Source organism: Aerosakkonema funiforme FACHB-1375, assembly GCF_014696265.1.
Taxonomy (GTDB): Bacteria; Cyanobacteriota; Cyanobacteriia; order Cyanobacteriales; family Aerosakkonemataceae; genus Aerosakkonema; species Aerosakkonema funiforme_A.
The window spans coordinates 71503-83623 of record NZ_JACJPW010000025.1; the positions used below are offsets into that span (position 1 = coordinate 71503).

Consider the following 12121-nt stretch of genomic DNA (forward strand, 5'->3'; position numbering starts at 1 on the left):
AGCCCCTAGCCCCTCGCTTTTACTTAATGGGAATTTCGATCGCAAACTCCGACCCCTGTCCGGGAATGGAAATGCAACTGAGTTGACCGCCGTGAGATTCGACGACGATCGAGTGGGAGATATACAGACCCAAGCCGGTGCCAGACCCTACCGGTTTTGTGGTGAAGAACGGATCGAAGATTTTGTCAACTACCTCCGGTATCATGCCTGGGCCATTATCGCTAATTCGGATGGCGATCGCGTTGGGGGTAGTTTGTTCTGTGCGAATGCGAATGGTGGGTACTGGGTGCGATTCTTTCAGATTAGCGACTTGAAATTTACTGTATCCTTCCAAAGCATCGATGGCGTTGCCGAGAATATTCATAAATACTTGGTTGATTTGTGAAGCTTGACAAGTCACTTTCGGTAGGTTGCCGTATTCTTTAATCACGTTAATTTCCAAACTGCCGCCTTCTGGTTTGAGGCGCGATTGCAAAAGCATTAAGGTGCTGTCAATACCTTCGTGAATATTCACAGGTTTGGTCTCGGATTCATCGTGTCGGGAGAAGTTTCGCAGTGCCACGACTATTTTGCGGATGCGTTCGGCACCGTTTTGCATTGACGACAAAATTCTCTCCAAATCTTCACTTAAAAATTCGATTTCGTTGTCTAAAAGCGCTTCGGCAATTTCGGCGGTGGGATTGGGATACTGTTGCTGGTAAAGTGTGACAAGATCGAGCAATTGTTCGCTGTACTGTTTGATATAAATGATATTGCCGTAGATAAAATTGGTGGGGTTGTTGATTTCGTGGGCGACGCCGGCGACTAGCTGCCCCAAGCTGGACATTTTTTCGGTTTGGATGAGTTGGGCTTGGGTGCGTTGCAGTCTTTGCAGGGCTTCTTCTAACTGACGGGCTTTCTCTCTTTCTCGCGCTTCGCTTTGGCGCAGGGCTTCCAAATTGCACAGTTTGATTTGAGTTTGAATGCGAGCGATCAGTTCGTTTTTGGAGACTGGTTTGGTGAGATAATCGTTAGCGCCGACGCTGAAGCCCTGTACCAAATCGGCGATTTGATTTTTGGCAGTTAGCATTAAAATGGGCAATTCGTTGACGCTGTGGTGTTCGCGAATTTTTTGGCAAACTTCGTAACCGGATACTTTCGGCATCATGATATCCAAAACTACCAAATCCGGGCGCTGTGTTTCCACAATTTGTAAAGCATCGGCACCGCTGATAGCTTGGATGATGTTGTAGTTGTACATAGATAAGTGGTTGGTGACTACTTGCAAATTAATCGGTTCGTCATCTACCACTAAAATGGTAAAATCGGCCTGGGAAGGTAATATTTCTACAGGCACCAATCGCGGCGCGGCGACTTCTTCCCGCACTTTGGTAATTTCTTGCGTTAATTGAGCGGTTACTTCTGGTGTTTGGCTGCTGGTGGGGAGGGTAAAGGTGAAGCTGGAACCTTTGCCGATTTCCGATTCTAGCCAGATGGTGCCACCGTGCAATTCTACCAGTTGTTTGGTGATGCTTAAGCCCAATCCGGTGCCGCCGTATTCGCGGGAGATGGAGGCGTCAACTTGCTCAAAGGATTTAAAGATATCGGTAAATTTTTCGCGGGGAATGCCGATACCGGTGTCGGTAACTGTTACTTCGACTATGCCGTTTTTGGGGATGGCGGAAACGGTGACCGAACCGGCGGCGGTAAACTTAATGGCATTGCCGATTAAGTTGTGCATGATTTGTTGGAGGCGATTTTCGTCACCTTCAATGGGTGGGAGGTTGGCGGGAATTTCGTTTTTGAGTTGGAGGAATTTTTCACCTAAAAGCGGTTTGGAAAGGGTGATGACAATTTCGGCGATTTGGCGGAAATCGACAGGTTTTGTTTGCAGTTCCATTTTCCCTTTGTTGATTTGGGAAAAGTCGAGGACGTAGTTGACCAAACGTTCCAATCTTCTGCCGCTGGCAACTACCATTGAAAGGTTAGCAGTTTGCTTGTCGTTGAGGCGTCCGGCGGCACCGTCGATGAGGGATTCGGCGATGCCGATGATGCCGTTGAGAGGGGTGCGGAGTTCGTGGGAGGTGTTGGCTAAAAAGTCGTCTTTGAGTTTGTCGAGTTTTTTCAGTTCTTCGTTGAGGGCGGTAGTTTCTCGGTAGAGTTTGGCGTTTTCTATGGAGATGGCTACTTGCGAAGACAAAAGTTTTAAGAGTTCCAATCTGTCGGCGGTAAATGCGCCGGTGGTGAGGTTATTTTCTAGATATAAAATGCCGCTGAGTTTGGCTTGATTGAGGAGGGGAATGCAGAGAAGAGATTTGGGTTTGGCGTGGAGGAGGTAGGGGTCGTTGCGAGTTTGGATTTGGGAGGAGGGATTGGCGATTTCTTCGGCGGCGTTGTCGAGAACTGCGATTTCTTGACGACGGGCGACGTAGTTGACGATGGCGGTACTGAGGAGGGGAATTCCGGTGGAGGAATCTACAAAGTCTATGGGGATGGATTCCAGGGTGGTTACTTCCTCAGCATCGACGGTTCCGGATGCTTCGATTACCCAGTTAGTTGTTTCGCTTTCTGATTGTTTTGGGGCGGGGAGAATGAGAAATCCTTTTTGTGCGCCTGCATTTTCGATGAGGATTTTCATTAGTTTGGCGAGCAATTTATCGAGGAGGATTTCGCCGGATATGGCTTGGGAAGCTTTGAGGACGCTGGCTAAATCTAGTTGACCGGAGGTTGTTCCACCTGTGGTGGTGATAGTGGAAATGGTGGTTTTGGTGGGGGAGGAAGTGGTTGAGGCGGTGAAGAATTCTGGATATTTGGTTTCTAAATGTTGGACTTTGGCGACTGCACCCCATTGTTGGTAGAGGTAGCGAGCGTTTTGCAGGTAGTGGCGGGCAAAATGAGTTTGGTTTCTGGTTAGATAGAATTTGCCTGCGAGTTCGTTGGCGAGGGCTTCTTCGTTGAGGTATTCGTTTTCGCGGGCTAATGCGATCGCTGTGTCGTAATATTCTCTGGCGTCGCCGTATTTACCCAAAATGCGGGCGCGTTCGGCTTCGACTAGATAGAATTTGTGCAGGTAGTTCATGGGCGCGTGATTGGCCCATGTTTCTAATTTTTGTTGGTTGGCGGCGACTTTGGCGAGAATGCGTTCTTTTTCTGGTTCGTCAGCATCGGGAAATACAGCCAGATGAGCTAGGGAATCCCAAGAATGGAATTGATAGAAAGGAGTCATTCCTATAGTTCCGTCTAAATACTCTTCAGCCTTATTTGCAAATTTAACGGCTTGCAAGTAATCCTGAAAGAGATAAGCAATAACCATTTTGTTAAAAAATAAGTAGTAAGTCCCCGATCTATCGTTTGCCGCCAATTGGACAGGCAGCATTTTTTCTTCGTTGTAAGCTTCACCTATCAATTGAAAATAGTTTTGATTCCTCCCTAACAAATTTAAGACTGCCTGTCGCCAAAGTTCAGAGTAATTAACAATAGTTTGCTGTTTATTTTGACGGATCGCTTCACTGTATAAAGCCATTTCCCGTTCAAGTGCGGTTAGTTCCTTACCAATAAAATAGGAATGTACGCAAAAGACTAATAAACAATAGCTTGAGTATTCCAAAGCTCCGTTTTCTAATCCGCTATAATAGCCCTCTTGCAAAAGTTTTAATGTTTTATTAATATGCTCCTTCCAGTGAGTTGTCGCCCCGCAAACTATGTTTATTGTTCCGGCTTTAAATTTTTTTGCCTTGCTCCTTGATAGTAAATTTAACGCTAGTTGCCCAAAAGCATAACTGGAATCAATATTTCCCATGATGCCACCAATAATTAACCCATAGCAAGCATAAGAGAAAGCTGATTCATTAGCGTTTCCGTATTTGAGTGAGAAATATACCTGTTTGAATACAGATAATGCTAGCAAATGAGGAGCTACTTTAAATGCAATAGCAAATAAATTGTTGAGAATACGCATTGCTGCAAGTTTGTTAGTATCTATCATTTCTGTTAGATTTATTAACTCTTCAACTTGTCTTTCTCCCAAAGTAAAATTTATCTGGTCTAGTTCAAGCATTATATCGGAATCAGTTATCCGCTCTGGAAAAGTGATGCCTAACATTTTAAGAATTTGGAGAGCAGCTTGCATTGCTTCTATTTGCTTGTTTTGGGCAATGTAGGCTTGAATCTCTACTTCATAAATTTTCACTTTATCCAGCAAGGAAATAGCTTCTTTGCGGACGATTTCAGCTAATTGCTCCATCTCTTCAAATTGGCCGCTTAAATATGCTGACTCTGCCGCTTCTAAATATAAATCTAAAGTTAGTCTATACTCAGTTTTACAAGCTGTTTTTGGCAACAATTCGATCGCAAGTTTCACATAATTAAATGCGGATTGATAAGCTGCCGATGCTTTGGCTTTCTGTGCCGCTAGCAAGTTTAATTTTGCCAGTTCATAGCTCTCAGATTGTTGCCTAATTAACGCTCTACCTTGGTTTAGGTGATTGACTATTTCAAATATTTCTTGGTTTTCCTTATTTGGGGGGGTATTTTGCAGTAGCAACTGTCCGATTTGCCAATGCACTGCTTGCTTGTCTTCCGCAGGAATAAGGGAGTAAACTGCTTGTTGGATACGATCGTGGGCAAACTTATATTCAACATTTACTTGGCCGACCAAATCTTGTACATCGAGGTCTAATAGTTTGTAAGTATCGCTTAAAGGTAAGATTAAATTTTCTGCAATTGCTTGCCACAAATCGCCTGCTGTTTCTCGGAGAGATTTTTCATAGACTACTGCTAGAGTTTGGAGGTCAAATTGATTACCAATACAAGCGCCTAGTTTCAACACTGCTTGTGTTTGCTCTGGCAATTTTTGAATTTTTCCTGCCATCAGTTCAACTACATTATCAGTAAAGCCCCGCTTTTTAATTTCCGGTAAATTATACTGCCAACTGCCTTGCTGATAGTCAAAAGAAATTAATCCTTCTGCGTAGAGAGCTTTTAAGAATTCATTGATAAAGAAAGGATTACCGCCTGTTTTAGCTACTGTTAATTTTGCCAGGGGTAAAGCTGTCTCCGAGTCGCAATGAAGGGTATCGACTATTAACTGATTAACATCGGACAATTTTAGTGGAGAAAGGAAGATGCGATCGATCGTTGCATTAGCCTTCTCGATCTCTGCCAAGGTCAGCATGAGGGGATGAGCTTCGCTGACTTCGTTGTCCCGATAGGCTCCAATTAAATACAGATATTTACTATCTGCCGCCGTCATCAAACGTTCAATTAATTTTAGCGAAGCACCATCGCTCCACTGTAAATCGTCTAAGAAAATGCAGAGGGGATGTTGTGGTTGAGTAAATACTTTTATGAATTTCCCAAAAACGAGATTAAACCGATTTTCTGCTTCCGCAGGTGCTAAAATTGGTACTTCTGGTTGCTGTCCGATAATTAGTTCTAATTCGGGGATTACTTCTATCATCACTTGACCGTTTGAACCCAAAGCAACCAGCAATTTTTCACGCCAAGCGGCTATTTGAGCTTGACTTTCTGTTAGTAGCTGTAGGATTAAAGAACGAAATGCTTGGATAAGGGATGCGTAAGGTATATTGCGTTGAAATTGATCGAATTTACCGGCAATAAAATATCCTCGCGAGCCGGTGATGGGTTTATAAACTTCCTGTACTAAAGCTGATTTACCAATCCCGGAATATCCAGCCACCAACATTAATTCGCTGGCTCCCAAGCTAACGCGATCGAAGGATGCCAATAAGGTTTCAATTTCTTTTTCTCGGCCATACAATTTTTGGGGAATTTGAAAGCGATCGGAAGCATCGGCACGCCCTAGAGGGAAGGGCTCGATTTGCTTTTTCCGCTGCCATTGATGCAGACATTGCTCCAAATCTGCTTTCAGTCCGTAGGCAGATTGGTAGCGGTCTTCGGCATTTTTTGCCATTAATTTGAGGACGATTTGTGAAATTATTTGGGGAATTTCCGGTTTGAGTTCGTGCGGCGGTAAGGGAACTTTGGCAATATGGCAATGCACCAGTTCGATCGCATCTTCTATGGGAAAGGGTAACTCGCCCGTTAGTAACTGGTAGAATGTGACTCCCAGCGAGTAAAGATCTGTGCGGTAATCGATGGGACGGTTCATGCGTCCGGTTTGCTCTGGCGAGATATAGGCCAGCGTTCCTTCTAAGATATTTGGATTGCGAAAAGTTGCATTTTCTCGCGAAATAACTGTAGAAATTCCAAAATCAATGAGTTTTACTTGCCCGGTAGTTGGATTCAGAATAATATTTGCTGGGTTAATATCTTTGTGGATAATATGCTGCTGGTGAATTTGACCCAAAATTTCGCTAATCTGAATAGCTACTGTTAAAAAATCTGCCAAAGAACCTAACCCCCCAAACTCTGTTTCCCTATGAGGGGAGGGGGAAAGAGGAAGATTTTTTCTTTCTCCGACAAGGATAGGAGTTGGGGAAGAAGTTTCTTCTGCTTGCATCAACTGGGCTAGAGATGTACCTCCAAAATCTTCTAATACCATCACCCAGCGGTTGCTATCTCTTTCCAAACTGTAGGTATTTACTACGCCAGCTTGGTTCAGGTTACAAATGACTTCATACTCTCGCTTGAACCAAGCAATTTTTTCCGGCGGTGGGTAAAGTTCCTTGAGTATCTTGAGGATAACTGATTGTTTATCTAGTTGCCGAATTCCGCGATAGACCAACGAATTATCGCTTTCGTGGAGTTTTTTAGTTATTTGGTAGCCTGAAAATGTTATATTCATCTTAATTTGTTCTTAATTAACTTAAATGTAAGTAAATAAAGTAATAATGGCAAAACAAAGTTGGGTTGATAAATAAACCCAACCTTGATTAAAAGTTACTTTAACAAGCTAAATCTGAAACTGTCTCCCATTAGGGATAACCATAAATTACTCGCCACTGGACAATTTTGCCTTCACGCAGAGTAATCACATAGACAAAACTGCTTTGCACATTACGACCGTTGTTCTTGAACTGGATTCTTTCCTCCCCGCATACGACAACTTTGTCACCTTGAACAATGTACTCTTTTGTCTCGTGTCGTCCTCCATCTACTATGTGATTGAATATTGCGAAAAGCTGCTCTACCTGTTCGATGCCAACATATCGACCAGTTAATGGATCGTCGATCGATCCAGATACAATCCACTCTATATCTTTTGCCAAGTATTCTTCTGATGGTGTGAGAGCTTTGCCTTCTTCATAGTTTTGGACTATTGTCTGCACTATTTTCAAATTTTCTTCTTCTGTCACAATTATCTCCTGTCTTGCTAATCTTTGAGTTCTTCTCGGAACGCGCTGCTGTTAGACAGTGGTTGACTAAATTCCCTCGGAAGGTTGTGAATCTGGGGAAGAATCAGGTGCAGGCGAAGGATCTGGATCGGGAGAAGGATCTGGATCGGGTTCCCGAAAAGCAATAGACAATACAGGCAGTTCGTCTGCAAAAGCAGCGATAATTGTAGCTCTTTCGCCGCTCTTGACAATGGCTTGCTCGACTTCTGTTAACCCTGCCGCATCCATCACTGCGGTGGGAGACTGGGCAAATGCAGCCTGTTTCTGGGGATTGGTGGCCAAATCGGTCAATAACTCGTATAGCTTGCTCAAAATTAAGTCCCTCTTTAGGTAGGTGCAAATTTTTAGCATTATGACTCGATATATACCATCCTTAACCTTTAAGAGCAAGAATTTTTGCGATTAATTAACGTTTGAAAGCGGGGATCGCTGTGCAAATTAAACCAAGCGGGGTCATTACGCACCATCTCGACGTTGAGGTCGTATTCAACGGATATGGCTGCTTGCAAATAGTTCAATGCTTTGTCAAAGTCCCCTGCCAATACAGCCAAACCGCCCAATGCGTAAAGGGCGATATCGCTGCCACCATACCATTTTAGATTTGGGATTTGGGATTTTGGATTGGCAGTTTCGTCGGAGTTAGCCAGAAACCCGGTTTCTTGGGGATGATCGGAGTTAGACAGAAACCCGGTTTCTTGGGGATGATCGGAGTTAGACAGAAACCCGGTTTCTTGGGGATGATCGGAGTTAGACAGAAACCCGGTTTCTTTGAGAAACCGGGTTTCTTTGAGAAACTGGGTTTCTTCTGCATCCACCATCGACTGCAATACAGTCCGCGCTCGATCGATTTCGGTTTGCGCTTTCGCCAATCCTTGCCAAAGAGTCTGGTTAACAGCAATACAATAGACGGCAAGAGGGTCATTCGGTCTTGCTGTCAAGGTTTGCTCGTAACATTCCATTGCTTCGGCGTACCGTCCCAGTCGCATGAGAGGAAAACCGCGTTCGTTACCCCAATACTTACCGATCGTCTCATCAAGTGCGATCGCGCGATCGAATTCCACCACCGCTTCAGCATAGCGATTGGCAATACTGCACATCACGCCCCGATAAGCATAAGCCCAAGCATAATCCGGTTTGAGTTCGATCGCTTTGTTAAAATCTGCCCATGCTTCCTCATAACGCAACAACCGCCGATAAACAACGCCTCGGTGTGCGTAAGCCCAAGCGTAATTTGGCGAAAGTGCGATCGCTCTGTTAAAATCTGCCAATGCTTCCGGATAGCGTTTCATCTGACGGTAGCTTTCACCGCGTTGGGCAAAGGTTTTGGCATTGTTGGGGTTTTGGGCGATGGGGATTGTATGGGAGTTGTTCATGATGCGATCGTTGAGGTAAATTTTGATGCGATTGTAATGGTTGAAATTATATGTCCTCAAAAAAGCAGCGGTAGCGAATTAAATCCTCTAAAAAGCAAGCCGGGATTCCATTCTGGTGTATCGTTAACCAATCGTAAATTCGGCATTCTTTGAATTACAGTCAGGAAAGCAATCTCCGCTTGAATGTAGGTGAGGGTAGCGCCCAGACAAGCGTGTGCGCCGTAGCCGAAAGCGAGATGATGGTCGGCGTTGCGAGTGATATCCAAAACGTCGGGATTGGGAAATTTCTCCGGGTCGCGATTGGCGGAACCGATTAAGGCGATCACTGTTTGGCCTTTTTTAATTAGTCGATCGTGCAGAAAGAAATCTTCCCTAGCAAAGCGAGTGGCAAATTGAGCCGAACTTTCATAACGCAACAATTCTCGCAAAGCATTTGGCATTAAAGATGGGTTATTCCGCAAGATTTCCCATTGGTCAATATGCTTCAACAACAAGTATATTCCATTGCCCAAAAAATTGCGAATCGAAGCATATCCAGCCGCAATTAATTGGGAAGATTGGGCGATAACTTCATCAGTTGTCAGAACAGAATCTTCTTCCGCGTGAATCAAAAAACTAATCAAATCGTCGCCCGGATTCTGACGCCGTTCTGCAATGATAGTGCGAAAATATTCGTTAAGGGCGATCAAACTTTTTTGAGCTTGGCGTGCCAATTCCAGGGTAACTTGCGGCGCATCTGCTATGATGAGAATATCTTCCGACCAGGAAATGAAATCATCTCGATCCTGAGAATCTACCCCCAGCATTTCCGCCATCACCAGCATGGGGAAAGGCAGGGCAAAATCGCGCATCAAGTCGAATTCTCCGGTAGCTTGCACGCGATCGAGCAGCAAATCGGTTACTTTTTGAATCCGGGGTCGCAGATTTTGCAGCGCCATCTTAAACCCTTTGTTCATCAGCTTACGCACGCGATTGTGTTCCGCACCGTCAAGAGATAGCAACCACATCCCAAAAATGCGATTGAATTCGGCAAATTCTCCTTGCATTTCAGGGGGAAAATCGGCAAAAAACAAGTCGCTTTGTTGGGCGGAAAGGCGCGGGTCGCGCAAAGCATTGACAACATCGTCATAACGTGGTAATAGCCAAGCTCCGCCCAAAATATCAACCCAATGGATTGGGCTGTGCGATCGCAGATCGCTGTAAGTTGGGTAAGGGTTGGCGATAAATTCGGGATTGTCAAACATTTTGGATAAGAGGATGAGAGGATTTTAGATTATGCAAAACTCAAAACGGAAGCTATATTCAAAGACTCAGATTTAGCGTCTGAAAGCTATGGCTAGGAGCTATTTTTTGGAACGGCGCTGGCTAATATACCTAAAATTTTATTGATGTTATTGAGAAAATATTCAACCAAATCGATTTGGACTAATTCTCCTGTTAGTTTAAGAAATTTCCAAATTTCTCCTGTTGTTACCACTCCATAAATATCGGCGACTTCCTCTCCTTCCCGTTCGTTAAAAATCTGAGCCGCTACCATTTCAGCCACGCACTGACCCAATCCGGCATTAATATTTTCTTTTTTCGCTTCTACTAGCATAATTGCAGGCGCTCTTAAAATTAGTAATTGAGGTGAATTACTGATGATAAAATCACAACTTCCGTTTAATCCTCTGTTTGGATCGACAGTAAAATCAATTCCTGAAAACAAACCTATCTCCGAATTAAGTTGTTTTCTCAGTTCGACTAAAATAGGCGCGATAATCAGTTCAGAGCGGGCTTTTTCTGTATTGCTACCCAATGCGATCGGCACATTATAATCAAGGGTTTCTTTCAGCCAATTGCTGCTTTCTAATTCGGGAATATTAGCAAAGAGATTCACGCGATCGGAAATCGTTAAACCAAAAGCTTTCTGTACTTTTTCTAGTGTAAAATCGCTGTAAGCCATGCTGGTAAAGGGGGCAGGGGATTTTATAAGTTTACTTGGGTGGGTGGGAAGGGAGTTATGTCTGGCAATGTATAAGTTCTACGTAGCAGTAGTATCACATCTTCCACCGCGAAGGAAGTAAAGTCAAAAGTCACTCTTCCCTGTTCCCTGTTCCCTGTTCCCTGTTCCCTGTTCCCTGTTCCCTGTTCCCTGATGTGCTAAGAAGCAGAGTCGAGAACTTCATTGACCGTTTTGAAGGTAACCGAGAGGGGGGTCAATCATGAGTCTTAATGAGTTGCCGGGAGCAGAGTTAATCCTACCTGGACTGAACGATCTTCATAATGGTGAGGCGAATACAGTTGGGTCATTATTGGTTGCGATTGCAGCAACCCGCTTAACCGAAGCAGGCTTAGACGTTCCTTTAGAACATCTAGCCCCAGAGCCAGAGCTGACCTTGTATGCCCGTCTTCAAGATGAACGGGACGATGCTTACCTTTACTATAATGCTTTGCTCAATAGCCTCAATAGCTTTTGCAATGCGCTTGAACTCAGTGCCCTGAGTGAGTGGGAAGGGAGTGTCACTCTTCCCTCTTCCCTAACCCCTAACCCCTAACCCCTAACCCCTAGCCCCTAGCCCCAAACGCGCCATCATTTCCCGATCGAGCGGTGCTGGGCCAAATGGGGGTACGTAAAGGGTAGAAACGGGAGTAACTTTCGCTTCTGGTAGTTTGGATAGAGGAACGCGCTGGATCACCGGTTCGCAAACTGGGTAATAAACGGCGGCTTCGTAGACGATCGCTTGCCACTCAGGACTATAATGTGTCTGCAAAACTTCTGCTAAGACGGTCAATCCGTGTATATGTCCTCCTTCTTGATAGAAACCGAGATTGCCGATCGTGGCAATTTGCCATAAAATCAGGGCGCTGGTGCGATCGAATTTACGCCGCCGAATCAGGAAATCAGTCGCTTCAAAACTTTGGCATCCGTTGACACCAGGGTCGAGACCGATGTCAGCAAATAAACAATCTTCTGCGGAAATCCCCGGTAGCATCTGCGCCCGAAAGCCTTCCTGATGGGCTTGTCGGATCGCTCCGTGGGCTGGATCGGCAAATACACCGGGATGTCCGTAAAAAACAGCACATACATTCAATCCTTGGCGCACTTCGGAGAGGATGCGATCGACCATCTCGCGATAGGTTTCTTTTCTGCGAGTGCGATCGGTATTATAAGGTATAGCTTCGGCGGTGGGGTTGAGCGATCGCAACCATTTGGCCGTCACTGGGTCAGCTACGGCGAATAATAGTTTGTCGGCTTGCACGATATGAGCTTGCGCTGCTAAAGTCAGCTGACCGACCAGTTGAATACCAGTACCGACTACTGTTAAAGAACCTGTTTGCAAGTTAAAAACTCCGCTAGGGGCTAGGGGCTAGGGGCTAGGGGCTAGGGGCTAGGGAAGAGGGAAGAGGGAAGAGGGGGGAGTGGGGGAGTGGGGGAGTGGGGAAGTGGGGGAGCGGGGGAGCGTAAGAATT

8 protein-coding genes are annotated in these 12121 nt (G+C 45.0%); 1 reads left to right on the top strand and 7 read right to left on the bottom strand.

Annotation, left to right across the window (positions count from 1 at the left end; all coding sequences use genetic code 11):
* Nucleotides 1-19: 19 nt before the first annotated feature.
* The 6 genes from H6G03_RS11840 to H6G03_RS11865 form a co-directional block, all read right to left on the bottom strand.
* Nucleotides 20-6745: an ATP-binding protein gene (locus tag H6G03_RS11840; protein WP_190464575.1), complete on the bottom strand. Its 6726-nt coding sequence runs from the start codon at nt 6743-6745 to the stop codon at nt 20-22.
* Nucleotides 6746-6875: 130 nt separating this feature from the next.
* Nucleotides 6876-7256: a nuclear transport factor 2 family protein gene (locus H6G03_RS11845; RefSeq protein WP_190464576.1), complete on the bottom strand. Its 381-nt coding sequence runs from the start codon at nt 7254-7256 to the stop codon at nt 6876-6878.
* A gap of 66 nt (nt 7257-7322) precedes the next feature.
* Entirely contained in the window at nt 7323-7607 is a 285-nt protein-coding gene (locus H6G03_RS11850) for a hypothetical protein (protein ID WP_190464577.1), read from the bottom strand.
* A 68-nt stretch (nt 7608-7675) separates the two neighbouring features.
* Nucleotides 7676-8728 carry a tetratricopeptide repeat protein gene (locus tag H6G03_RS11855; RefSeq protein WP_190464578.1) on the bottom strand — a complete coding sequence of 351 codons (1053 nt, stop codon included), beginning with the start codon at nt 8726-8728 and terminating at the stop codon, nt 7676-7678.
* Nucleotides 8725-9912 carry a cytochrome P450 gene (locus H6G03_RS11860; RefSeq protein ID WP_190464579.1) on the bottom strand — a complete coding sequence of 396 codons (1188 nt, stop codon included), beginning with the start codon at nt 9910-9912 and terminating at the stop codon, nt 8725-8727. The genes H6G03_RS11855 and H6G03_RS11860 overlap by 4 nt, the downstream gene beginning before the upstream one ends.
* Before the next feature lie 92 nt (nt 9913-10004).
* Nucleotides 10005-10613, bottom strand: coding sequence for a hypothetical protein (locus H6G03_RS11865; protein ID WP_190464580.1), 609 nt, complete (start codon nt 10611-10613; stop codon nt 10005-10007).
* A 259-nt stretch (nt 10614-10872) separates the two neighbouring features.
* Between H6G03_RS11865 and H6G03_RS11870 the strand changes: the two genes are divergently transcribed.
* The gene (locus H6G03_RS11870) at nt 10873-11205 is read left to right on the top strand and encodes a hypothetical protein (protein ID WP_190464581.1); all 333 of its coding nucleotides are present in this window, start codon (nt 10873-10875) and stop codon (nt 11203-11205) included.
* 3 nt (nt 11206-11208) lie between these two features.
* Here H6G03_RS11870 and H6G03_RS11875 read toward each other — a convergent pair whose 3' ends face one another.
* Nucleotides 11209-11991 (bottom strand): SAM-dependent methyltransferase, encoded by a 783-nt coding sequence (locus tag H6G03_RS11875; protein WP_190464582.1) that lies wholly within the window; start codon nt 11989-11991, stop codon nt 11209-11211.
* Between the last annotated feature and the right edge of the window lie 130 nt (nt 11992-12121).